This is a genomic window from Nocardia sp. NPDC051787 (assembly GCF_040681325.1).
GTDB lineage: Bacteria > Actinomycetota > Actinomycetes > Mycobacteriales > Mycobacteriaceae > Nocardia.
Genome location: NZ_JBFAYO010000004.1, coordinates 1 through 24283 on the forward strand (window position 1 = coordinate 1; position 24283 = coordinate 24283).

Below are 24283 nucleotides of genomic sequence, written 5' to 3' on the forward strand. Positions count from 1 at the left end.
TATATCGAGTTGCGGTACAATCAGATTCGGCTTCATTCCGGAATTGACTATCGGACACCGAACGAGGTAGAGTCCGAATGGTTCGAACGGAACAAGGCAGCTTGAGGAAACCAAAAACTCGCTGTCCGAAAGCTTTCCGGCTCCTCACTGGTTCCAGTAGCCGTGACCCCAGGGGTCCCGGACTGGCCGGGACCCCACGCCACTGCGACCGCTAGTACCAAGAAGAGCCAAACCGATCCGGTGGGGTCAAACCTGGTATCTCGAAATCGAGGCCCACCGACAATATGGACGCGCAGTCGACGGTGTCGCTGTGGTAGAGCATCAGCCTTGTAAGCGGAAGGTCGTCAATTCAAGTCGAGCCGATCGCTGCTGTGACCTCGTTCAATGTCGGCCCGTCATGCCACACTTCGCAAACGGAGCTGCCCTGGCCGGAGGAGAACGAATGGCCACCACCAACGAACGGCCCACGGTGAGACTGGTCACGCACTGCCGCCGCTGCGGCGGCTGGCTGTTGTCACCGCAATCGGTCGCACAGGGAATCGGACCGACCTGCACGATCCGCGAGCGCGCCGAACAACGCGCCGCAGCTGCACAGCATCCCCAGGAGCTGGCCCTGTTCGACATCGCGGCGTAGCCGCTCGAAACCCACGCGCGCACGCGTGCACCGTCATTCCCCCGGGGGGAGGACGGTGGGTTATTCGTGGAGTCGGCGGTGCAAGTCGTCCAGGAGCTCAATCGCGGCGGTGAACGCCGGAATCGACTCGGTCGGAAGCGAGTAGGCGGCCACCTTGGAAGTGAGCGGATTCGGGTAACGGATTGCCTGGATCAGCCGCCGCTCTGGCAAGCCGCGGGTGACGCCTTCCCGCCGGGCCGCGACGTTGAGTGACTGTGTGGCCGCGCGCAGCAGGCTGTCGCCGGTCAGCTCTGAGAGCCTGCCGACAGGAGCGGATCCACCTTCGGCGATCAGAGCCTGCACCAGCCGGTAGCCGCCTGGTGTCGAGGACCGCAGGATCTGCGCCGCCACCGCGGGGGTCCACTCGACACCCTCGACCTCCCCGATGTCCGGCGGGGTATCCACAGGATCGGACTCGACGGTGTCGGTACCGGAGAGCAGTGCGGAGAGGCGGTCGGCGACGGCGACCTGCGCGGCCAGCAGCCCCAGCTGAACCCGCAGCTGCGGCGTCATCTCGCTGCCGTTCAACTCCTCGGCAGCCAGATGCAGCTTGGCTTTGATCGCGGATTCTGGTGACACCTGGTCGCGAATTCCGACACCACTGCAACTCGCCCTCGATCGCGAATTTCGGCACCACAGAGGTAATGGGACAGGCACCAGCCGTACCCGACTTACCTTCCGCGTCCGGTCAGCCAACCCCTGGTGCCGGACCGGTCGACTGGCCGTGGTGACACCGGGATTCACGACCAAGAACATCCGCCAGGTGCCGAGATCGCGACAAAGCGATGTCCGGAACCGCGACCCGAGCCACCCGAGAAACAGCAGCGAACCAGGGAGCCAGGCGCTGCTGTCGAGTCAAGGACTCTCACTCGACCACCAGACGGTCGGCGAGGTCGGCCGGAGTATCCGGGGGCAGCGCCACGTTTTCGAGCAGCCACCGCAGCGTAGGCACGTCCTGCCGGTCGACGGGCACCGCGTCGTCGACCAATGCGCTGACGAGATCGACGGAGGCCAGCGAGAGCTCACCCACCACCACCGTCTCGCGCAGAGAATCCACCTTCCCCGTAGGCAGCGAAGGCGCGTACTTCCGCAGCTGCTCCATCAGCGTGGAACGGTAACCGTTCTGCATTCTGTTCCTCGTTCTCTCCCGAGTGGGACTGCCCACCACCCGGCGATGTCAAAATTCGCGAACATACGCATCCTCCCCAAACAGGCGGTGCCGAGATTCACGACCAACTGGTGTCCAGTTTCGCGATCAGAACCATGCAGCTGCTGGCGCGCGAACTCGAGATCGTCAAAACCTGTCTCTCCCATGCGGATGACGGTATCCACACCAGCAGAAACGCGCCCTGGATCCGTCGACGCCCTCGACCTGACCGACCACCCCGGCAGCGTCGACGTCACCGACTCCGCAGGCCGGACCCGGACCGTGCCGATCCAGCCGGGCACCCGCGCCGCGTTCGTGGCCTGGCTCGCGCGGCGCCGCCAGCTGCTCGGCCGCGACCGCGCCGTGAGCGAGCGGGCGCTGTTCGTCTCGCTGCGGGCACCGCATCGCCGGGTGGCGATACGCACGGTCGACGACATCGTGCGCGAGGTCGGCGCCGACGCCGGACTAATGGTGTCCGTGAGCACCCTGCGCGCCACCGCCGAACAACGCGAATGGCGGACCGGGACACCGCCAGCGGTCATCGCCGCCCGGTTCGGGCAGCGCGTCGCCGACCGCGACCGGGTACGGGCGCTGCTCGGCGCCGACCCTCGCGCAGTCCGCGCGGACTCGACGCGCGCCGAGCAACTGATGCTGTTCGGCCCTGACCCGCTGACCTGACCGCCCCCGGCCTTGCCGGATGCGTGCGCAGCAGCATGGCGAGCACGGCCAGGGCGCTGCCGCGTCGTGAGGGATCGGGGTGAGCGAAGGCGGCAACCCCGGCGAGCAGACGCAGCGGCCGTCGTGCCGCAGCCACCAGACGAAGCCGCCGAGTCCGATGACGCCTGCACCGGTGAGGATCTCGAGCATGCCGGGACCGTAACGACGAACCCGGACATTTCGAACAGCTCACCGCCCGCGGGCAAACCTCGCGACTTCCCCTCTCCACAAAGCAACCTCGACAGCCCACCCGCCTCACTTTTCGCCAGTCCCCGCCGTTCATACCTCTTGCATCAGCGATAACGGCCAGATAATGACGGCCCGGCCCCTCCACGTCACATCTCTTGCATTCGGACCGTTCACTTTCCAGACCGCCGCTCACCTGCGCGTCTGCACCACTCCACACCCCCGAGCAGCCAGTTGCCCTCAACTGATCGCGCCGAAGCCACCGATCGGGGACACACCTCTTCCACCATCAGTGCGCAATGTGGGTCTCTGCAGCCATGATCTTCGAGGCTGCGGTCGGGGTCGCTCGGCAAACACCTGTCGCCTGCTGGGGCTGACCTTCTAACGGCTTGCGTCCCGGCCGCGGCCGCCGACGGGAGTGGCTCGAGAGAGGTCTGCATCGCCCGAAGTTGGTTTGCCCTCCTTGTTGGAACCCGTTTCTGTTCAAGGTTTTCATGGAGGTGTCGTGCCGAAATCTGGTCCCGCCGATCGCGTCGTGATCGCTGTCGACCCCCACAAAGCATCGTGGACGGCGGTCATCGTGGATCAACAATGCCAGCCACTGGGTTCGCTGCGCGTCGATGTCAGTCGCGCGGGCTATCGGCGGCTACGCAGATTCGCCCAAGACTGGCCCCAGGCGGTCTGGGCGATCGAAGGAGCACGCGGCCTCGGCGCCCCTCTGGCGCAGAAGCTGGCCGACGACGGAATCGAATGCCTCGATGTGCCAGCGAAACTCGCCCTACGGGTGCGAATGCTTTCCACCGGGCACGGCCGCAAGAACGACGAAGCCGACGCGCTGTCGGTCGGCATCGCCGCGCTCAACAGCACCGGACTGCGATCGGTGCGCACCGACGAGACGGCGCAGGTGCTGCGCACGCTCACCGAGTACCGCGACGACCTGATCCGTACCCGAACCCAGACCGCCAACCGGTTGCACGGCATGCTGGCCCGGTTGGTGCCGGCTGGGCTGCCGAAACGACTCACCGCTGAAGCTGCCTCGCAGCTGCTTCGGTCGGTGCGCCCACGCGAACACTGCCGCCGCACCCTGCGGCAGATCGCCGTCGACCTCATCGTCGAGCTTCGCCGGCTCGATCGCCGCATCGACAGCGCAACCAACTCCCTCGACATTGCCGTCACCGAGTCCCGCACCCACCTCACCACCATCCATGGCGTCGGCACCGTAGTGGCGGCCAAGATCCTCGCCCACACCAGCGATATACGCCGCTTCCGGTCCGCCGCCGCGTTCGCCTCCGACTGCGGCGTGGCCCCGATCGAGGTCTCCTCCGGAGACACCCGCCGCCACCGGCTCTCCCGTGCTGGCGACCGCCAGCTCAACTACGCGCTGCATGTCATCGCGATCACCCAGATCCGCCGCGACACCGCCGGACGCGCTTACTACCAACGCAAACGAGCCGCCGGAAAGGGCCACAAGGAAGCACTGCGATGCCTGAAGCGCCAGCTCGCCGACATCGTCTACCGAGTCATGCTTCGAGATACCGGTACCTCTCTACTCATCCAGACTTGACACAGAGAGGAGCCGTTAGATCCACAGTCCCGGCGTAGGCACCCTGACCGAAGTCAGGGCGCCTTCACTCATCGCTTTGCGAGGGTGCCGGTACCGAGGGGATACCATGCCGCTCGGTAGGTACCGTCGCTTTCCGGCGAGCTGATGGAGACGTTGCTGTCCCGGGCGATGGGCAGAACCATTCTGCGGCCAGTGAACTGGGTGGGGTCGTCGTAGGGGTCCGCTGTGCTGGTGTTGATCGCATAATCGACTTCTTGTGCACCGGGGGCTGTCACCTTGACCACGATGCCGGAATGGTCGCCCCGGACGGTGCACAGCAGGAGGCCGTCGGTCGTTGCGGTGTGGTTTCCGGTGGTGGTGATGAGATGGGGATCCCTCAGGATGCTGGCGGTGTAATCGATGGAGAGGTTGTCGAGGTCGACATCCGTTGGTTGGACGGTGACCAGCGTGGTCAGTGTATGGGTGCGTTTTTGCTGGTGGGTTTTGTCCCACAAGGTGAGGGTGAGTATGAAGAGGGTGCTGTGGGAGAGGGTGAGGGAATGGCTTTCGCCGGGGCCCGTGTACGCGCCCGCGCCGTCGTCGTTGAGGTCGGTGATGTCCATGGGGCCGGCGAGCTGGTCGTAGTCGATGGCGAGGGTGTAGTACGGCTTGCCCGGGCTTGCACCCTTGTCGAATCCGATCGGATCGCACGACCAGCTGAGCTGGAGGGGCTCGCCCTGCCCGACGAGAACCTTGTCCGGCGGGTCGGGGCGGAAACTGTCGAATACGGTTCCCGCGGGGCATTTTGCGAGCGGGATGTCCTGGGACGGCCGAGCGTCATCGATGTGTTCGGTGACCGTGATGATGGTTGTCGTGAGGTCGTCGGATCGGAGCTTGTCGCTGACCTTGACCGTGATATTGACGTTCAGGGAATCACCGGCGCGGAGTACGGGGTGGCGACGGTCGTGTGGTGTAAGGGAGAGGTAGTGAACGTTTTTATTTTTGTCGAATGCGTGCTTGAAATCCCAGCTACCGGGACGTGACGGTGTGATTTTGGAGTCCTGGACGGCCTGGTCGGTACAGAGATTCTCGGGAGTATCGCCGGGATTGAGGTCGATGGCGATTTCCTGACAGGTGATGTCGCTGTTCGTGTCGTTCTTGAACGAGAAATAGAGAGTGACGTTCTTACCGGCATTGGGTGTTTCCGGATCGGTGCTGAAGTTTTCCAGAACGATGGGGAGGGGACCGTCGTTGCTCATTGTGTGTGCTTCTCCGGGCTATCGCGCGAGATCTTCGGGACCGAGAGGGTGCCAGCTGAGTTTGTACTGCAGTTCCGCGTCTCCGGTGGTGGCGAATGTGACCTTGCTGGCTTTGCGAATGGGAAGTGTGAAGTTCTGATTGTCCCGGCCGTGGAGATCCTCGGCAGAGGCCGAAGTGATCGTGAAGCCTTCCGGCGGGACGGGCCCATAGGTGCCAGGGGGCGTGATCTTGACACAGAGTGTGCCGCCGGCGACGGAGCCGAAGAGGAATCCGTCTGTCGGTGCGGTGTAGTCGGTGCCCTGCACGAGAGGCGTCCGACCGGTGTGGAGCATACGACTGGACCCGGTGATGCGAAGGTGGCCGGCTTGCAGGTCGCCATCCAGGATCACGCTGGCGGTGGTCAGGTCCATGAAGGCCGGGGTATCGCCGTCGGGCTTATAGGTGGCTCGGAGGTGGTAGCCGACACCGATGCCGTTGAGCGGCTCGGTGGGGACGGTGAAGTAAGCGAGCTTCTCGTTTCCGGGATCGCTGGTGCCACAGGCGCGGATCTGGTCGTTGTCCAGGCGAACCGTCCGGGAGTAGGGTCCGCTGGAAACGTTGTAGGTGAGGGCATAGCCGAATGGTGAACCCTCACTGTTTTCGGGTCCGTGCCAATGCAGGTCGGTGATGTCACCGGCTTGGACGGTGAGATTTGCGGGATAGAAGTCTTCGACGGGCCGGTCTTCCGGCCAGTGTGCACCGGCAGCTTCGTCGGCATGGGCTGCGGTGGGGGCGCGCAGCGGCGCTTCGACGCTGTCTGCCGGGTTGTCGGTGAGGTTTCCGATGCCGACAGGGTGCCAGGTCAGGCTGTATGTCTGCGGGTCGGGAAGCCCGAATGCGAGGGTGCTGTGTTTGCCGATCGGAATGGTGAGGTTGCGGTTGTATGCGCCCTCGGAGTCGGCATCGGCGACAAGGATATGCCAGGTGGAGGGCATACCGGCCCGCCCGCCTGTCCGGGGATTCGCAGGGGTGACCTGTATCCAGAGCCTGTTGCCGTCGGTGACCGAACCACACAGGAACCCGTCGGTGAGCGCGATGTATTGCGTGTTGTTAGCGAAGCCTTCCTGGGTCTGGGTGAGGATGCGGGCGGTTCCGGTGAGGTTGATGTTGCCGGCTTCGAGATCACCGCGATGGACAAATGTCGCGGTGGTCAGGTCCTGGGTTTCTTCGACTCCGTGCTGTTTGCAGACAGCCTGGAGGTGGCAGCCCACGGCGATGCCGTCCAAGGGCTCGGTCGGATAGGCGAAATCGAGGAGTTTGCCGGGGTCGCCGGGGTTCGGCTGTGCGTATTTGAGTGGGCTGTCGGGGTCGTCGGGGTCTTGTCTCTGGAACAGGTCCGTGTCGTTCACCGTGACCTGCTGGGCGTTTTCACCTCCGGTGTCGTAGTACAGGGTGTAGTGGACAACCGGGTTGTTCGTGCAGGTCCAATGCAGGGTGGTGGTTTCGCCTCGGGTTATCGCCGGGGTGTCGTCGGCGTAGAAATTCTCGAAGGTTCCGTCGTCGCCGGTCGGCCAGAACTGCACCGGCGGCCCCGTGGGAGCCCGGTCGGCGGGGTGAATTTCGTCGCGGCTGGTCACTAGGGCTGCTCCTGGCGCGGACGGGGCGCCGCATCGATCGGAACCTGCGAGGAGTTCGTCGTCTCCGGCATGTCTTGTGTCGGGAACGCGATCTGGTCGAGGGTGGTGGTCAGGGTCAGATAGCCGGTGCGGGCGACGGAATTGGGCTGGTCGAGGTGGGCGACGACGTCAGGCGAGGTGATGGGGTAGTTGTCCCACTGCACGGCGGTCTGCGCCGCCTGGCTTCCAGCCGTGTGACCGGTGCCGTCCGAGCGCGGTTCGGACCAGCCCCAGATGCCGGTCCACGCGTCAGGTCGGGGCATGACCATGGCTGTCACCTGGGTGACCGCCCCGGTGTTCGGATCGGGTTCGCCGGTCGGGCCGGGGCGGGTGCCGGCCAGGATCGGGCCGACCGGGCAGGCGATCTGCAATCGTGACAGAGGTGTGCGGACAGCGTCGTCGGGCAGGCGGACGCTGACCGCGGGCACGATGTCGGTCACTGCGGTGATCTCTGCCCACGGGTGGACCAGCATCGTCACGTAGGCGACGACCGGTGTGACCGGGTCGTCTCCGTGGGCATGCGGATTTTCCGGCATGGGCGCGAGGTTGACCGGCAACGCGAGGTCCTGAGCGGTGATCTTGCGGGCGTAGCCGCTGTCCCCGCCGTCGGCGGTGCGGAAGACGCTGTAATCGGTGTTCTCATCCGGCAGGACAGGTCCGTCGGGGCCGTCGGTCTTGTGGGTGAAGTAGCCGATCAGACCGTCGGTGGTCACGATGACACCGTCGTCGTTCTGTTGCTGGCTGCCCAGCCGGATGTTCCACCTCCACTGCTTTTTCAAGTAGTCGGGCGTGGGGAAGTCCAGCACCGGGTACGGCGCGGAGTCGCTGCCCCAGCTGGGATCCGTAGGGGGCAGCGTGAAGCTCTCCAGAGTCAGCCGGGCCCGCAGCAGCGCGACGGGCGTCCCGACCAGCGGCGCCACCATCGTGCCGTCGTTGCCGGGAGGCGGGGCGGTGGAGGCCGAGTCGTCGATGCGCCGCATGAGGGCGTCGAAAGCCTCGGCGCCGCTGCTACGCAGGCCGGTGAGGAAACCGAAAAGCTCGGGGCAGGTGCGGGCGAAGTCGCCGGTCGGGTCGGTCGGGTCGTCGTGGTGGGGGTAGGTGGGGAGGGTGGCCAAATCGACGGCTGCCCCTTCGGTGTGCCCGTCGGTGCCTATCCCCTTACGGGCTTCCATGATGCCGCGCCCGCATTCGTCGTAAACGAGCAGGGACTGGGAGAGGTGGTTCACGAGCAGCCAGCCGAGCACCGAAGTCGGCGCCGGTTCGCTCGAGGTGGCCACGACCGGCGGGTCGTCGATGACCGCCCCGGGGACGGCGGCGGAAGTGTTGGCAGGGACCCAATCGAATCGCAGCCGAGTCGGTGCGGTGATGCGTGGCGCCAGTTGCACGTAGCAGCCGGGGTTCGTCCACCTCTCCCCCACCGTGATCGGGTGGTTGTTCTCGGTGCTGGGCTCGAGGGTGTCGGCGATCCACGGCAGGCGCTGCGCGGGGCTGAGTTCGCCGCCGACTCCGGCATCGATGTAGGTGAAGTTGCGTCCCATGGAGTCCACGACACCGGCGAAGGTGACAACGAACTGTCCTGCGCAGGCAGGGAAAAACCGGAATTTCGCGGTCGGGGCCATCACGTCGGGGTCGGGCGAGGGGAAGCCGCTGTCGGGGTAGTCGTAGCCGGCAAGCACGTCGCACAGGTCGCTCTCGCTCGGGTCGTTCTCGTTCGGCTTGACCCCCATGCCCGGCATGCGCTGATCCATATTGCGGTGAAAACCCTCCAGCATCTGCGAGATCTCTCCCACGCCGAGCTGACCGGCCAGATCCTCGACAGCCTCGAGGGGGGCATCGCCGTAGCGGCGCAGGTGCCGTTCGACAGCGCCGTTAACCAGATGCCGCGGCAGGTCCGTCAAAGCGGAACGACCGACGAACTTCCAAGGGGATATCGGCTGCGGGGCATCGGTTTTCGTCAGCCGGTACCGGCCGCTGCCGACGTCGAAGACCCAGTGGTAACCGTCGGTGGCGTCGGCCGGGATGGGATAGTAGTCCATCTCCCACAGCAGGTAAACCGGCGACCACGGCTGGTCCCACACGCTGGTGAAATAGCCGGGACCCGTCGCGCGCCCCACAGCATCGTGGAAGGCCTCCGAGACGCCGTCAACCAGGGTCTCGAGGTCCTCGACCAGGTCGTTGTCTTCGGCGGTGCCACCAACGGCGGCCCGGGACAGCAGCGTGAACTCACTGAACAGGCCGGCAAAGCACGCCCGCACGTGGCCCGGAAGTTTGGCGCCCCAGTCGGGAACGGGCGGCGGATCCGGGGGCGGCTGCATGTTGTTGTCGATGAGCATGGCGGCCACCAATTGATCGTCGGAACGACACGGCAGCGCCTCTGGATACTGCTCCTCCTCGGCATTCACTCCGCCGAGCACGATGACCGGATCATAGGGAGTGTAGAAAGGGGGCAGCGGGACAGCTTTCAGTACGCGATGGAGACCATCGGGATTCTGGCACGTCGGATCCAGACCCTTAGCCCTCGCGTACCTGGTGATGCTCGCCTCGAATTCCTCCGCCGTCGCCCCGTAAGGGATCCCATCCGCCTCAGTGAGAAGGCCCTTCATCTCGGCCTGAACTCGCCGCAATGCGGACGCGAGCTTGTCGATCGCCGTACCCGGGTCGAAGTCCGCCGGTCGTCTGGCACCACCGTCCTCGGGAGGCATCTTGCCCAGCCGCCACAGGTCGTACAACCTGTTCTGCAATCCGATTTCGTTGCGCGCGAGCAGGTTATATCGGTACTGCTTCTCATTGAGTCCGGCCAGCCATTCCCGCTCCTTGTTCAGTTCGTCCTCCGTCACGGAGGTCCGAGATCCCGGCGCATCGGTGATAGTCCAGGCGTGGCCGATGTCGTATGGGATGAACCACGAGCTGTGCACACGGTCGTCGAACTTGTGCGGTGCGGTGTCGAGTGTTTCGAGGCCGTCGGTGAGAAAGGCATGCAGCAGTCGGCCGACAGCGACATCGCCACTGTCACCGTGCAGGTCGGCAGTTTCGGCTTCGGCCGTGTTGTGGCCCACCGCGAGGTGGGCTTGGCTCGCGCTCTCGGGCATGTTCCCCTGGGGGTAGTCACGGTTCGTTCTGTCCCACGGCAGCCGTAACGCCGCGCCGGCGTATACCGAGACCCGGTCCGTCTCGATGCGACCGGGTGCCCAGCCCAACGCGTCCAGTAGCGAGGTCAGATCCGGCGCCCCGGACGCCGAATGTTGCTTCGGGCGTGCGGCGAGGATGTCCTCGGCCGGGTCCGAATACCAGCCCAGCACAAGATAATCCAGGGTCGATCGATCGACGCCGTCGAGATTGTCGTAGAACGAGAAGACGCCGCGGTGATACGGCAGGAAACCGCAGAAGGCCGGAAGTCCCGGACCGAGCGCGGTGAGAAAAAGATCGGTTGTCTTCTTCTCCTCCCAAGCGTCGATCTCGAACGCCCGCCCGATCGTTCCCTCCTTGAGATCTCCCCGGGTGTAGTACTGGTCCGTCCTCGGCACTGTGAATGGATAGGGAGAATTGTTCCCCTGCCACGGGTAGTTCTGCCAAGCGTCGTAGTCCGGACTATTCGAGTCCTCGACGCTGTCCGGATCGACGAGACTGTCGCTTTCCACCACCCAGGCCTGGAAGGAGGGGGACGCGTCGGCAGGCCGGCTGGAGCGCACGACGAGCCACCGGTTGGGAACCAGCGGAAACTCGTTCCCGTCCGCCTGGTGGGCACGTAGCGCGTGCGGCAGCGACCAGTGCACATGTGCGCCTATCTCGGGCTGGTCGACCAGATCAGGGTCGGGATACGGCTCGGGCGGAACCGCCAGATTCGTCGGATCGGTGAAGTCGAGGGTCCAATGTCCGTAGCCTTCTTCGCGTTCACTCGCCACTGTGTTGACGAGGTAGGTTTTGATCTGCACGGGAACGATCAACGGGTGGGTCATCGTAAGCTCCCCAGTACTCGAGGGCGGTGGGCCGCTACGGCTGCTTGAATGTCTGCCGGGTCGGGGACTGAATCAACTGCACCGCGAACCCGGCCGGTCTCAATGCACCGTCCGGCAACTGACCGAGTTCGTGCAGGCGCCCGGTGAGCTCGGGCGCGATCCGATGGATATCCATGGTGTCGGTCCCGGTACGCAGATAGGCCTGGACGTTATCGTCGCTGATCGGCGCGCCCGTCCGGCCGTTGTCTGCCAGGTATCGCAAGTCGAGAAAGAGATCGCCGTCTTCGGCCTGGGCGCCGATATACAGATCTTGATGGGGCTCGGCGAACGTGACCGTGTCGGGAGCTTCGGCGAAAAGACACAGCAGCAGGTCGGGGGCAAGGTATTCCCGGCGCACGATCTCGACCGGCCGCCCGTCCTTGTCGCCTTCGATGATCAGTCCCGGCCAGTCGCGGGCCAGTCGCGAGCGCAACAGGAGCCCGGCCTTGGGCCACGGGACGCTGTTCGCGTCGACCGCCAAGCGCCGCAGGACCGTCTCCTGCAGGACGTTGTCCGTGGTGGTCTGAACACCGGCGTTGAGGAACCCGTCGACGAGCGCGGTGATCCAGGTGGGATCCACGTAGAAGAAGCGCACACTCTCCCGAGGAAGCATCCGCTGGTCGGCCACCAAATGATCGAAGGGCACCAAATCCAGTGTCGCGAGAGCGTTGATGATGTCGCCGACCGGCCCCGTCTCGTCGGCCAAGCCGCGGGCGATCGCCTCATGAACCTCGCCCCGCTCGAGGACGGTACGCAGCCGGTGTGCTCGGGTCGGCGCGGCGGGGGGCTGGGCTCTGGGCGTCGGCCCGGCGCCGGGCCGGGCGCGCCGCCGGGTCAGGCGCCTCGCCAGACCGTCGGCGAGGAGAGTGTGCAACCGGTCGGTGGCCGGGCGCGGGTGAGCTATGGCTGCCGCGGTGGTCAGGGTGCGGGGGTCAAGGCCGCTGATCTCGGGCGGGGTCGTCAGGCGGGTCATCGCTGCCGAGAAGGCGGTGCGGGCCTTTCGCCGGAATGCCTTCTGGGCGGAGCGGGCCGGTGCGTGGGACAGTGCCAGCAGCCGCCCCATCGTCCATGCCACGGCGTAGGTCAGATCGAACACACCCCACTGCTGGACGTAGATCAGCAACCCATCGGGCGTGCCTATGACCGGTGCCGCGTCTGTCTCGGCGCGATGGTCCCCGGAATCGGATGCTCGGGTGAAGGATGGCAGGCCGGGCGGCAGCGGAGTCGGCGGCACGGGGGTCAGCGGTCCTCGGTACCAGGCGAAGGTCTGCTCTCCGTCGGCGGTCCGATACGACAGCGGCGCATACCCCCACCGCAGGCGTTTGTTCACTTCCGCGGTCTCTTCGGTGTCCTCGTCGGCCGGTGGTGGCAGTCGCAGGGACAGCGCATTTTCATGATCCGGATTCGGGTGCTGCTCGTCGTCATTGGGCTCGCCGGGCAGAGCGAGGTTGTGGACGACTTCGGAGAAGTGTCCCCTGGGGTCCGGATGCGACGTGAACGACCACGACACCAGTGACACCAACCGCACGGAATCGATGCCGTCCGGTGTTCGAGGACCCCCCTCGGGCTTCAGACAGTCGACAAAGCCCTCCAGCGAGACGAGGTGGGCGGCGTAGTTCCCGGTGGTGCGGGGGAACCGGCTCGCCAGCACCAGTGTGTATTGTCCCGTCTCGGTGAATTCTTCCGCCGACATCTTCGCCTTCGCCGACAGCGTGGGACGCTCGGTCACCTCACGGACATGCGTCAAATACTTCAACTCGTCGAAACGAGGAACGACCGCCGTGAACACCTTCGCCGGAACATCGATCGTCCGGCATTGGCTCTGTAACACCTGCGGAATGACCGCATCTGGTTCGATCTTGGGGCCGAGAACGGTGGAGCGGGGGTCTTTCTGCAGGTCGAGCACGTCCTGCACGGTGTACTTGGTATCCGCAGTGCCTTGTGCGTGCGGATCTCCGGGCAACTCGTTCTCGGCGAAAACGAGCAGCGCCATCCAGGGAACGCGTTCGCCTTCGTACTCTCCATCGGTGCCCTCGGCCAGAATCTGCTCCCATGGCAGCATTAGCCGGGTCAGGCTCACATGCGCCAGCTGACTGTCGAAGGGACCGACCGCGCCGGACGGCGGGTGTACCGCGTGCACGAATCCGGGCTGCAGAGCGAAACGCGGGGCATGCACCTCGAAATGCTGCGTGATTGCGGGAAATTGATCACCACGTTCCCCGGGATGACTGAGCGGTTGCCCGTCGGCGTCGCGAATCTCCTGACGAATGGTGATCGCATACCTACCTCCCGTCAGGAACGGAGTGTAGGAGTCGTAGAAGGTGATGAGGCGTGGTGTCGCCATGAGAGTTCTCCTACTTCCCGGCGTTCAGAGCATGAGGGGGTCGGTGGTGTAGAGGCCGTGCGTGACGCGTGCTTCGTAGCGGGTGAGAGCGTCGTCGGTGTGCGGGCTGTAGTCCTGGATGTCTCCCGTGAGGGTTCGGCAGCGCCGCAGGGCCGCGTCCAGGCGGGTGCGTGCGGCGGCTTGCGCGGTGAGGGTGGTGGCGATGATGGTGACGGCCTGAGCGCCTGCGCTCGGGAGCGGCTGGTCGGGCGGTGTCGTGGCGGTGGGGTTGATGGGCAGGCTGCTGTCGGGGTCGATGGGCTCGACGTCGAGGTCCTCCGAGTCGATGGCCGGGATGCTGGCGCCGAGCGTGGCGTCGGGGATACGGACGCGTAGGCCGGTGTAAGCGTCGACGAGGCCGGAAGAACTCAGATCCGGTGCGGCGTCTCGGTCCAGCGGCTTCCCCCACAGCGCCTCGGGGGCACCTTGGGCGACATGCTCTACTACCCAGTGTTGCTCGTGGAGATCGACGGGCTGACCGGTGTCCCCGTGGGTGATGGTTACGGTGTGGATGGACTCGAGACCTTCGCCCTTACCGTGGCCCATCGGCCGCACGTTCAGCCCCGGGCCATCCTCGGCGTCGGTCGTCGCATGGGCCGCCGAAATCTGCGAGCCGTTGACGACCATGCTGGTGGAGGGAACCGCGCACGACGTGGAGAAGACGAATCCGTGGACCGACACATTCCACACCTCGTCAGGGCCGGAGTCCTGTGGGCCCGGAGTGCTGCCGTCGGCGTCGGGAGTCCCCGGGACCGGCAACAGCCCGGACTCGGCCCGCGCCAGCAGCCGCCCATCGGCGGGTAGCAGCTGCTGGACACACTCGTCCCAGGACAGCGGAGCCGGGGGCGCCGGATCGTTGCCGAACGTGGGGTAGAACTTGATACCGAAGGGAAGCCTGATTTCTGCTCTGCCGCCGAAGCGGGGCATCCAGATGGACAGCCCCACCGATACTTCCAGTTTTATGGTCACCAGGAATTTCACCTGGAGCCCGGCACTCAGCCGCAGCGAAGCATCGATGTAGAAGGGATGCCACTGAACCCAGAAGTCGAAGGAGATGGCAAACCAGCCTTTGATGCTCAGCTTCCAGATTTTCAGGTCCACAAGTGTGAACGTCAGGCTGGCGCCGGCCGCCATCCCGGAATTGGAGAACATCAGGTATGCCTGCCCCGACAACCCCTGCCACTGGTTTTTTCCGACCGGAGTCCTGGCGGATATTCCGAGCCGGTCCCGAACGTTCGGGTAGTAACCGGGACGCGTGTACCCGGCCGGATATCCTCCTGCGGTCAGCACCCACTGGTTCCGATGATCGCCGCCGACGTACACGTAAAGGTCGATCGCGCCCGAGATGCTGATGAAATCTTCGCTGAAGAGGTAGCTATTGGGTGCGAGTGTGGCGCCGACGGCCACCAGATCCGCCGATACCTCGGCTTCGATGGCAGCCTTCACCTTGAAGATATTCCTGAATTCTGACATATCCAGCGTCCCGATCAGGGCGCCGGCCCATTCTCCGCTCTGCGGGAGCGAGATGACCAGAAGCGCCCAGATGTCGAATACCTCGACGATGTTCGCCGCGACACCGACCGCGAACCAGAACGCGCCATCCTGGGGGGTCACCCATACGGTGTGGAGGTCGCCATCGGCGCTCGTGAGGCGGTTCACCACCTCCAAGGGGCTGTTCTCGGCAGGGGGTCCGGGCATCAGAGGGGTCAGGAGCGGGAACTTCAACACCGCGGCGGGGCCGGGCACCTGGAGCTCGCTGTTCATCCCGATACCGAAGCACAGGCCGGTGAGCATTACGCCGGGAAATACCTCCACTCCCTGCGGCGGAGTGTTCTCCGCCTCGGCGGTGAGCCGCAGCAGCAGGAACAGGAAGACCATGGGGAAATCCGGCGACGCATGCCCCGGGTGCGCTCGCGCATAAGCGCCCAGGATTTCGAAGCTCAGGCCGGGCATGGAGAGCGTCAGGCCACCCTCGGCGAGAATTTCGTAGTCCGGGTTGTCATGGATGACGGCGAAACCCCCGCCGATCTCGACCGGTTTCCGCACGAAATGCAGGCCGTATCCCTCCGGCAGGCCGACGACGAGGGACCAGGTATAGTCCGCATTAGTGGTGAACCCCACGTTGAGGCCGATCACCTCGAGGGCAATTCCCTTGTCGCCTCCCTGCGCGTCCTTCCGCTCCGCAGGATCCGGATCCGCTGCTTTCCCTATCGCCACTGTGCCGTCCACCCATGCCTTCAGGGTGAACAGACCGCCGTCGTGGGGCTCGTACGTGCATCCCAGGCGGCGGACATAAAGGCTTCCGATCCCGGTATCGACGTCTGTCCACGCCGGCACGGAATTCTGCGTCAGATGCGGAACGAAAATCAGATGCCCCTTGTCGAGCAGCCTGAAGTTGAGAAACGCGCACCCCGCGGTTCGGGCGAGACCTTTGAACTTCGAGGGGAAACGCAACGGAAAGCTCGAATCGAAGGTGCTGAGCGTACTATTGATTTGGGTCAGTACGTCCGGCCCCAGCGTTCCCGTCACCAGTCCCGTACCGCCGTAATCCAGAACTACGTCGCCGTATTCGGGTACGTCGCCCCCGACCAAAGGCAGGTGTCCCAGTTTGTAGTCGGTCTTGCTGGCAGACAACGCAACATAGATGCGGTCCTCATTCGACATCTTCACGCCGGCGAGCAGGAACACGAAACGTTTCGCGTCGTCCGATTCCCCGCACACCACGAGAGGATCCCCCGGCGTCCCGCTACCTGTCTGTCGCGTCCTGACTCTCCGCGCGAGCGACACCTCCGGCATGGAATCGACACCACCGTCGGGATGAATGTCGTAGTCCGCCAATATGTCTTTCACAGTGCGCTCGTCCGACTCGTAGCTGGTCATGCCTCACCTCTTCAGCTGATTTCGACGGATATGCGGGCGGCGCCATCGCCTCCCGGTTTGCCGCCGTCCCAGGCATCGCCGCCGCTGCCGCCGAATCCCGCGCTGGTGTTGAGCGGTGTATACGGGGTGCGCGGGTCGCCATCGGCGCACGGCTTGAAAACAGCATTCGTGGGATAGTGGCTCGGGCCTTGGGCGCCACCGCCACCGCCGGCACGGGCGTCGCCGCCACCGCCGCCAGCGCCCTCGCCCTGGTAGCCGTGACCCCCGCCGCCGCCCCCGCCGCCACCGCCGTCCTCGTAGCCGCCCCCGCCGCCACCACCACGACTGCCGCCGTCACCACCTTCGCTGCCGCTACCTTCGGCGCCGCTACCGTCGCCGCTGCTGCCGACACCACCGCTGCCCCCACTGCCGCCGAGGTTGCCGCCGTGACCATCGCCGCCATTGCCACCGCCGCCATTGCCACCATCTCCGCCGTAGCTGTCGTAGGCGCCGCAGCCGCCACCGCCTCCGCCACCACCGCCACCACCGGCGACGAGGGTGGGGTTCTGTGCGGGATAGCAGGTGTAATCGCCCTGGCCGCCGACATGGACGGTCGTCGGACAGGAGAGCGCGGAAGTGGTGACATGTTTTATGTAGGCGCCTGCACCGCCGTTGCCACCGTTGGTGGCGGCACCGTATCCAGAGCCGCTGGCGCCGCCTGCTCCGCCCGGGCCCCACAATTCTATGGTGATTCGCGATACATTCGCGGGGACGGAAAAGAGATGCTCGCCCGGTTCGGTGAAGATGACCGTATAATTGGCTGGCTTACGGGTGCTGGGGATGACGGCGCCCACCGCGGTGCCGTTACTGAGATATCCGCGGTCTTGATATGTGCCGTCATCGCTGCTGATGACGGTGGCGGCCCAGGTCACCTTGTCGGTGAATTCGCTGGGGATGTCGGGCCATGCGCTGCGGATGCTGGGCACGGTGCCCCCGGCGGAGGGATCCCAGTGGTCCGGTTTGAATTCGAGGTAGTCGACGGATTCACAGTCGGAATCGTGGAAGAACCAGATCCTACGATCTGTCGGGGAGTACAGGGTTGCGTCTACCGACCCGAAGGGGAATTCCTTACCGCCGCCTTCGTCGAAATCATACCCGAACACGCTCTTGATGGTCCGGGATTGTGTATCGGTATCAAGTTCCTGCGCAGTGGGTTTCGCGATAGAGACCCGGTAACAACTTTCGCCCTGAAATAGGTAGACTTTGGATGCGCCTTCGAAGCACAGCGCGGCGTCCAATGGCTTGGTACCGTCGAGGCCGCGGGGGTTGTTGGGTGTGAAGATGCTGATGCCGCCGAGCAGGTCGAACAGTGATCCGCTGTCGAGGGGCTGGTCTCCGAGCCACGGCTTTCCCTGGTCCGCCGCCCACGCATAGCGGTCGTATTGAACTCCCTCGGCGCCATTTCCGCTGCCATACAGAAAGTACGCACTAGGAGGCACCGTTGCGCCGTGGGTGCTGCGGTCGGCGTTCTGCCAGGGGGTGTGAAAAGAGGCTGAGAACGCTGCATTGTAGGATTTCATATCTTACTCGACACTCCCTCCACGAGAACTGAATTCTCGCTTTCGGTAGATGGCGGACGTTCTCGCCGAGGCGGCCTTTCATGCCAGGCTGCGCGATGCTGTCCGAGGCAGAAGTCTGGGAAACCTGTCTCCGGAAATTTCCGCTTCGATGGCGTCTTGTGTCGGGAACGGCGACTGAATCTTGAACTTACATTTTCTCAACCCTTGCAATCCGTAATTGTGGCTTAAATTACACGGAAATATTTTCATTGTCTCGAGCCGGTGCATGTACTCATAGAGGTCTCTCGCGCTGTCGAAGAATGCTTTCTTCGAGAACGAGCCTATGGAGACTTCATTCTTAGGGTATGACAGATCGATGCACCGACCCCCGCCTCTCCGGAGCGCTGCCCAAATACCCTTTGCCGGCGGCGGGGAGCAGGCTCAGCGGGCCTCCTGCGTTGAGCTCCTCTTGGGTCCAGCCGGCCATGAAATAAACTTCGGCTTTCGTGGCGTCGCCTTCGGGATCGTCGCCGTCGATCGTCCAGGCGCGAACCTGGCATCCCCTACCTGACCGGCGTAATCGTTGCAACGCTCCCGCAAGAAGTCGAGCATCTGTATATATTGTTCGGGGCCAGTTGCCGCTTCCCAAAGTGGTGGTTCGCGCTTGTCTTCGTCACGCAGTGTCATGACCGAACTCTTTCATCGACTCCAAAGCGATGGGACCTCAGGAAGATTTGCAACTCGGTTGCACTACGCATATTACGGCGTAGTGCACGAGGAATTAAGGAAGCGCCGGACCACGCGGGTCGAAAGCCGCCCACTCCGAAAGGAGCCTTGCAAGGCAGCTAAAAAGTCGGGTGTCCTCTTGGAATGTTGTACCTTTTCGCTCCGTTGAGTTCGGCTCACAGCCTTCTCGGCTGTCGGGTGTTACGGCACTGCGTCTGCATGGTCGTACTGATGCATGCGGCCCCCTTTGCGGGCAGGGTGAAGAATCACGTCTGGCGCGGGTAGTCCCCAAATCGGGGCGGACTACGTAATGTACTGTAGCAGAACACGTTTCATGTTGTGCAGAGTTCGGCGTGTGTGCTCAGCCCGAGCCTGATCGACCCACGCCCTCTGCGGCGCCACTGGCCTCTCCGGACACGGGAGGCGCTTCTTGAAGCGGTGCTACGTCAGAAATGGAGGATTCTCGGCCCTCCAGTCCTCCAGTGTCGACCTGCCCGCCACATCATCCTGGCCGCGTCCGCCCACGCCTTTCATCATCACCGACCCCAGAAGCCCACGCGCGCTGGGCCGGATCGCAGTCGCCGACATCCGCCCTCTCCTGGCGGTGATCAGGCACTGCCGCCCGCACCTGGCCGCCATGGTGTAATCCGCTCTGGTGCATGCCCTGTCAATCGATGCCGGATGCTTGCCGGAACTGGCGCCAATTGGCTACGGTGGAACACGTTCGCCGAGAAGATCATTGGCAAGTTTCGATCGGACAGTCCGGGGAGGTTCTAGGACGTCGTCGTGGCCCGCGGGCCACACCAGAGGCCGAGTGGTCTATCCAACTCGACTTCACCGGAAGATTCGGAACGATAGGGGCTCGACGATGGTATCGGAAATCAGTGAATACCAAGGCGCGTCACCGGATGCGGTCCGACATCACTATGACATCGGAACCGAGTTCTATCGTCTGTGGCTCGACAGCAGCCTGACCTACTCGTGCGCATTGTGGTCCGAGGGCGACGATCTCGACCGCGCGCAGCAGCGCAAGCTCGACTATCTGATCGAGCGGGCGGCCATCACGGGCGCGGAGCGCGTGCTCGACATCGGGTGCGGCTGGGGCAGCCTGATGCGGCGGGTAGCCGACCGGAACTGGCAGGCCCGCGTCACCGGCCTCACGCTCAGCCGAGACCAATACGACTACGTCCGAACGCATTCCACAGATCGGATCGATGTCCGGCTCGAACACTGGAACACCCATCGTCCGGACGGTGCTTATGACGTCATTTTCTGCGTCGGCGCACTAGAACACTTCGTGAAATTCGGACTGTCTCGGCGCGACCGCACCGCGGCCTATCGGGAGTTCTTCACGCACTGCTCTCGCCTGCTCCGCCCGGGCGGTGGGCTGGTCATCCAGGCGATCGGCAAGGGCAACCGGCCGCTCGACCACAACGCGCTCAACGATGTGCAGTTCCTGGCGAACGAGATATTCCCGGAATCGGATCCACCGCGACTGGCCGAACTCGCCCATGCCGCGGAGAAGCTTTTCGAAATCGGTTCGGTGGTCAACGATCGTCGCGACTACTCGACCACCTGTGCGGAGTGGCTGCGCAGGCTCCGGTCGCACCGCACCGACGCGGAACAGCTAGTCGGCGCCCGCATCACCGAGGCATACGAACGTTATCTGGAGGCGTCCATCCGGCAGTTCGACCGGGAACACCTTGTGCTCTACCGCATCTCGCTTCGCAAGGTGACTGATCCGCCGTCCGAGGCGTGACCGGCCGTTCACCCAGCGAGGAGTCAGTCATGAACCCTGGACGCACGCCCCGCGTGAAGGACGTCATCACCGAACTCGACGACCTGCGTGTCGACCTTGCCGGACGCCACCGGGCCACGGCCAGCGCGGGAGCGACGATCGACCCCGCGGTGGTCGACGCCGATATGCGCGCCCTCGACCGCGACGGGTACGTCATTTTGCCGGACCTGATCACACCCGCGGAATGCGAACGCATACGCGCCGCGAGCACGACTCTACTGGGCCCGCCCGGCCGAAATACGTTCGAGGGCAAACAAACCCAGCGGGTGTACAGCCTGCTCGAGAAGACCCGCGCCTACGACCGGCTGATCGACCATCCGCGCGTGCTGGCCCTGCTCGATCGGCTGTTCCTGCCGAATTACCTGCTCTCCCAGCTGCAGGTGATCAACATCCTCCCCGGTGAGCAGGCCCAGCTCCTGCACCACGACGACGGCTTCTATCCAATACCGAGGCCCCGCCCGCCGTTGAGCGCCGCGACGATGTGGGCCATAGACCCGTTCACAGATCGCAACGGCGGCACGGTGATTCTGCCCGGCAGCCACCGATGGGATTCACGCCAGCCGACCGATTCCGACGCCCGGGTCAGCACGCGGATGCCCGCGGGCTCGTGCGTGTTCTATCTCGGAACCCTCTGGCACGGCGGCGGCGCGAACCAGACCAACGCTTCGCGGCTCGCCGTGACCGCACAGTATTGCGAGCCGTGGCTGCGCCCTCAGGAGGCGTACACGTTGTCGACCAGCCGAGAAACCGCACGAACAGTGTCCGAGGACATCCGCCGCATGCTCGGCTACAGCATCCACCCGCCGTTCATGGGGGCCGTCGACGGCATGCACCCGAAGCGGCTTCTCGAAACCCCCGATCCGGCAGTCCCACAGACGTCCGTTTAAGCGAATTACGCTGCCCTGCCTACCTTCCCGATGAGCCGATTCTGTCACTTCCGGTGACCGGCCAGACCGATTTCCGTTATCTACCGGCCGACAGAGCCCACGAATCCGCACAGAGCGCGGCTGCCGGATCTCTATCGACTCGACAGAGGAAGAATCGATCCGACCGCTGCGCAGCGACCGAAGTCAAGCCCAAGGTTGCGACCGAAGGTACCCCTAATCATGCGATCGACTCGGGATCCAGTGATCACTGGTCAGCCCTGAACTATGTCTACAAATTCGCGCACATCCCAACGCCAACCCACTGAGCTCGACTAGCTCGTCGGCACAGTTTGATCGGCCAGCGGCTCGCCCCACGGCCTGGCCGCTGGCCTGACAACCCGATGCTGGTCGGGTGCGACTACACCCGCCGAGGGGGATCACAATGAGCGAAACCAATTCGCCCAGCCAGACGCACACAACTCGGTCCTTGTGACCCGCACGCGCACGAGACCATCGAACGAGATGCCGGTGGCGATACCTGTTGAGCGTGTACTGGTACGCACCGACGATGTCGTCGCAGCCCTGGTCGGTGCTCGCACCTACCGCAGCGGAATTGAACTCTCGTTCCACCTGCATGTCCGACCAGCAAGTGAACATTCAGCGATCGGAAGCTTCGCAAGCTACGGCGGCGGTATGACCGAGCAATTCTTGGTCGGCGTCCAGTTCGCCGACGGCCGAACTGCAACCAACATCGATCGCTGGAGGCCCGACGAACACCCCGACACTCCGGTCCTCATGAATGGCGGGGCCAGTGCGTCCGACGACCTGAGCGCCACCAGCTACTATCTCACACCACTGCCACCGCCAGGACCGCTCACGGTGATCGCCGCGTGGCCAGCGATCGGCATCGCCGAACAGCATGTCGAGCTCGACACAGACCCGTTCCTCCGTGCCACCAGAACTCGCAGAAGTGCTGTGGCCGTTGGAAACCGAGACGACGATGCGCGAGATACCACGAGTACTTCTCGAGTTCCTCGAGGATGGAAAGGTCTGGGAGGCAATGGTTTTCATCGCGACATGTCGGCGTCGGCGTCCGGGGCGGCTATGAGGGCCGTGGGAGTGTCCTCGCCGTCGTCGGTGGGGCTCCAGTCGCCGAAGTCGGTCTCGGGAAGGGCGGCGCCGATGGCTTCTTCGATCTCGGCGCCGCCAGGGTTAGCGCTCGGTTCCGGTGGGGCGAGCTCGCCGGTGATTGCCTCACTGATAAGGGGTGCCGACTATTCGTCCCAGTAGGTGCCGTCGCGTCCGGGTGGTGCAGCTGCCGCAAGGCCGCGTTCTGCCGGACGAGGCGTTCGTCGCCGCCCGTGTCGAGGTCCCCGGCCGCTTCCTCGGCCTCGAGGAGCTGATCGGTGTCGGCAATGATTGCGTCGGCCTCGGCCAGGATCGCCAGTTCCGGTGCGCGCCCACCGAGAGCCCGGTCGAGCAGGCTTGCCCGGTCGGCTTTCCGTCCACGGGTATGCTCTGGTGGTCTACAGCGGGCGCCGTCTTGCGCCGAGCCTGCGGTGGTGGTTTCGACATGGTCGGTGATTTCGGCCGCTTGGCGCAGGTTGCGCCACACCAGCACATCGACGTCGAGGTCTCCGTCTGCTCGAGCTTGAGTGATGCGATCGTAGGCGCGGCGGGTGGATTCCGGGCGGGCCACGCTGATCCTGGCTCGCGCCCTCGAACCATGGCTCAATACTTACTGTTTCCGCAGGTCAAGGCGTGTGGTTAGCGCATGTGTCCCCCTCGCGACACGATCGCCCACGCCACCCGGAGACTCCGCCATCCAACCCGTACACGCGACCGCCGAACCCCGAAAACGTAGAGAGGCCGCAGCGATGTTTGCCGCACAGTAGCTGTCGTGCAGGATTCGTCGGCGTGTCTTGTCGGCGACACGCTGACGAGCGAAGCCGCTTCCAATGCGGCCGGATCGCTCCGACGTCAAGCAGCCGATTCGATCCATCTCACCGAAATCTCACACTTTCGGTGGGAAATGTCCGGATCCGATGGGACGCGTCTAGCGCCAGCATTCTGCGAAATAAGCGTTTGACCAGTCTTGATGACGAGCGTCGGGATCGGCTGAGGAGACTTGAACCTGTGTCAAGTGGACACCGGTGCCGCATAGGTTCTGGGCCACCGGCTACCCGACCAACTGCAAGCGCATCGGCTGTGGGTCTCGTCGTGGAACCTGCGCGATCGGCACATGGCCGACACGATCGAGGCGCTCGGCGACCATCTCGGCAAGCAGCGTGGGGCACCCGCCAAAATGGTTGTCTGGGCGCACAATTCCCATCTCGGTGACGCGCGCGCTACGGAAGTCGCGTCGGTTGGCGAATGGAATGTCGGGCAATTGCTCCGCGAGCGCTATCCCGGCCAGTGCCGAATCCTGGGGTTCACCACCTACACCGGTAGGGTGACCGCGGCCGGCGACTGGGGCAAGCCCGCCGACTGTAAACGGGTGCGCCCCGGGCTGGACGGTAGCGTCGAAAAGCTCTTCCACGATATTCGTGCGGGCGATTTCTGGACGAGTTTCGAGGATCCCGACCTTGTTCGGGTGCTGCGATCGGCGATGCTCGAGCGCGCCATCGGCGTCGTCTACCGGCCCCGGACCGAGCGGCGCAGCCATTACTTCCTGGCACGGTTCGATGCCGTGATCCACATCGATCGGACCACTGCGCTGGAACCGCTCGAACGCACGTCGCGGTGGGAGTCCGGCGAGCTACCAGAAACCTATCCGTACGCCGTCTGAACAGTCCATCGAATAGCGCTGGCGCGCAACGGATATGGTGCTACGGCCGATCTGTCCTGGTCGCTGGAGTTGGCGGCATCGAGCCGGTGTGGGCGGCTCCGGCGATGCGTCGACCGAGAGGCATCTGC

At 64.4% G+C, this 24283-nt stretch carries 16 protein-coding genes; 8 read left to right on the top strand and 8 right to left on the bottom strand.

Annotation, left to right across the window (positions count from 1 at the left end):
• The first annotated feature begins 442 nt into the window (after positions 1-442).
• Positions 443-634, top strand: a complete 192-nt coding sequence (locus tag AB0M45_RS05215) for a DUF6011 domain-containing protein (protein WP_364323118.1) — start codon at positions 443-445, stop codon at positions 632-634.
• A 60-nt stretch (positions 635-694) separates the two neighbouring features.
• Here AB0M45_RS05215 and AB0M45_RS05220 read toward each other — a convergent pair whose 3' ends face one another.
• Both AB0M45_RS05220 and AB0M45_RS05225 read right to left on the bottom strand, forming a co-directional pair.
• The gene (locus tag AB0M45_RS05220) at positions 695-1252 is read right to left on the bottom strand and encodes a hypothetical protein (protein WP_364323120.1); all 558 of its coding nucleotides are present in this window, start codon (positions 1250-1252) and stop codon (positions 695-697) included.
• A 286-nt stretch (positions 1253-1538) separates the two neighbouring features.
• A complete protein-coding gene (locus AB0M45_RS05225; RefSeq protein WP_364323122.1) occupies positions 1539-1802 on the bottom strand; it encodes a hypothetical protein in 264 nt (87 codons plus the stop codon).
• A 183-nt stretch (positions 1803-1985) separates the two neighbouring features.
• On the opposite strand from AB0M45_RS05225, the gene AB0M45_RS05230 reads away from it, so the two are divergent.
• Complete coding sequence (locus AB0M45_RS05230) at positions 1986-2498, top strand: hypothetical protein (RefSeq protein WP_364323125.1); 513 nt, start codon at positions 1986-1988, stop codon at positions 2496-2498.
• 730 nt (positions 2499-3228) lie between these two features.
• A complete protein-coding gene (locus tag AB0M45_RS05235) occupies positions 3229-4287 on the top strand; it encodes an IS110 family transposase (RefSeq protein WP_364323127.1) in 1059 nt (352 codons plus the stop codon).
• A gap of 68 nt (positions 4288-4355) precedes the next feature.
• Here the strand turns inward: AB0M45_RS05235 and AB0M45_RS05240 are convergent, their stop codons facing one another.
• From AB0M45_RS05240 to AB0M45_RS05265, 6 genes are all read right to left on the bottom strand, one after another.
• Complete coding sequence (locus AB0M45_RS05240) at positions 4356-5525, bottom strand: hypothetical protein (protein ID WP_364323129.1); 1170 nt, start codon at positions 5523-5525, stop codon at positions 4356-4358.
• 18 nt (positions 5526-5543) lie between these two features.
• Positions 5544-6914, bottom strand: a complete 1371-nt coding sequence (locus AB0M45_RS05245) for a hypothetical protein (protein WP_364323131.1) — start codon at positions 6912-6914, stop codon at positions 5544-5546.
• A 227-nt stretch (positions 6915-7141) separates the two neighbouring features.
• A complete protein-coding gene (locus tag AB0M45_RS05250; RefSeq protein WP_364323133.1) occupies positions 7142-11137 on the bottom strand; it encodes a hypothetical protein in 3996 nt (1331 codons plus the stop codon).
• A 34-nt stretch (positions 11138-11171) separates the two neighbouring features.
• Positions 11172-13520: a hypothetical protein gene (locus AB0M45_RS05255; protein ID WP_364323135.1), complete on the bottom strand. Its 2349-nt coding sequence runs from the start codon at positions 13518-13520 to the stop codon at positions 11172-11174.
• A 24-nt stretch (positions 13521-13544) separates the two neighbouring features.
• Positions 13545-16439 carry a DUF6603 domain-containing protein gene (locus AB0M45_RS05260; protein WP_364323137.1) on the bottom strand — a complete coding sequence of 965 codons (2895 nt, stop codon included), beginning with the start codon at positions 16437-16439 and terminating at the stop codon, positions 13545-13547.
• A gap of 11 nt (positions 16440-16450) precedes the next feature.
• Positions 16451-17998 carry a hypothetical protein gene (locus AB0M45_RS05265; RefSeq protein WP_364323140.1) on the bottom strand — a complete coding sequence of 516 codons (1548 nt, stop codon included), beginning with the start codon at positions 17996-17998 and terminating at the stop codon, positions 16451-16453.
• A gap of 1444 nt (positions 17999-19442) precedes the next feature.
• On the opposite strand from AB0M45_RS05265, the gene AB0M45_RS05270 reads away from it, so the two are divergent.
• The 5 genes from AB0M45_RS05270 (at position 19443) to AB0M45_RS05290 (ending at position 24155) form a co-directional block, all read left to right on the top strand.
• A complete protein-coding gene (locus tag AB0M45_RS05270; protein ID WP_364323142.1) occupies positions 19443-20462 on the top strand; it encodes a class I SAM-dependent methyltransferase in 1020 nt (339 codons plus the stop codon).
• Positions 20463-20491: 29 nt separating this feature from the next.
• Positions 20492-21388 carry a phytanoyl-CoA dioxygenase family protein gene (locus AB0M45_RS05275; RefSeq protein WP_364323144.1) on the top strand — a complete coding sequence of 299 codons (897 nt, stop codon included), beginning with the start codon at positions 20492-20494 and terminating at the stop codon, positions 21386-21388.
• Between the two features lie 507 nt (positions 21389-21895).
• Positions 21896-22657: a hypothetical protein gene (locus AB0M45_RS05280; protein WP_364323147.1), complete on the top strand. Its 762-nt coding sequence runs from the start codon at positions 21896-21898 to the stop codon at positions 22655-22657.
• Between the two features lie 19 nt (positions 22658-22676).
• A complete protein-coding gene (locus AB0M45_RS05285) occupies positions 22677-23138 on the top strand; it encodes a hypothetical protein (protein WP_364323149.1) in 462 nt (153 codons plus the stop codon).
• A gap of 456 nt (positions 23139-23594) precedes the next feature.
• The gene (locus AB0M45_RS05290; RefSeq protein ID WP_364323657.1) at positions 23595-24155 is read left to right on the top strand and encodes an erythromycin esterase family protein; all 561 of its coding nucleotides are present in this window, start codon (positions 23595-23597) and stop codon (positions 24153-24155) included.
• The last annotated feature ends 128 nt before the right edge of the window (positions 24156-24283 follow it).

Excerpts from the sequence above, each read along its gene's own strand:
- AB0M45_RS05260 (WP_364323137.1), bottom strand. The coding sequence starts at position 16,439 with ATGACCAGCTACGAGTCGGACGAGCGCACTGTGAAAGACATATTGGCG.
- AB0M45_RS05255 (WP_364323135.1), bottom strand. The coding sequence starts at position 13,520 with ATGGCGACACCACGCCTCATCACCTTCTACGACTCCTACACTCCGTTC.
- AB0M45_RS05275 (WP_364323144.1), top strand. The coding sequence starts at position 20,492 with ATGAACCCTGGACGCACGCCCCGCGTGAAGGACGTCATCACCGAACTC.
- AB0M45_RS05215 (WP_364323118.1), top strand. The coding sequence starts at position 443 with ATGGCCACCACCAACGAACGGCCCACGGTGAGACTGGTCACGCACTGC.
- AB0M45_RS05250 (WP_364323133.1), bottom strand. The coding sequence starts at position 11,137 with ATGACCCACCCGTTGATCGTTCCCGTGCAGATCAAAACCTACCTCGTC.
- AB0M45_RS05240 (WP_364323129.1), bottom strand. The coding sequence starts at position 5,525 with ATGAGCAACGACGGTCCCCTCCCCATCGTTCTGGAAAACTTCAGCACC.
- AB0M45_RS05265 (WP_364323140.1), bottom strand. The coding sequence starts at position 17,998 with ATGAAATCCTACAATGCAGCGTTCTCAGCCTCTTTTCACACCCCCTGG.
- AB0M45_RS05225 (WP_364323122.1), bottom strand. The coding sequence starts at position 1,802 with ATGCAGAACGGTTACCGTTCCACGCTGATGGAGCAGCTGCGGAAGTAC.
- AB0M45_RS05230 (WP_364323125.1), top strand. The coding sequence starts at position 1,986 with ATGCGGATGACGGTATCCACACCAGCAGAAACGCGCCCTGGATCCGTC.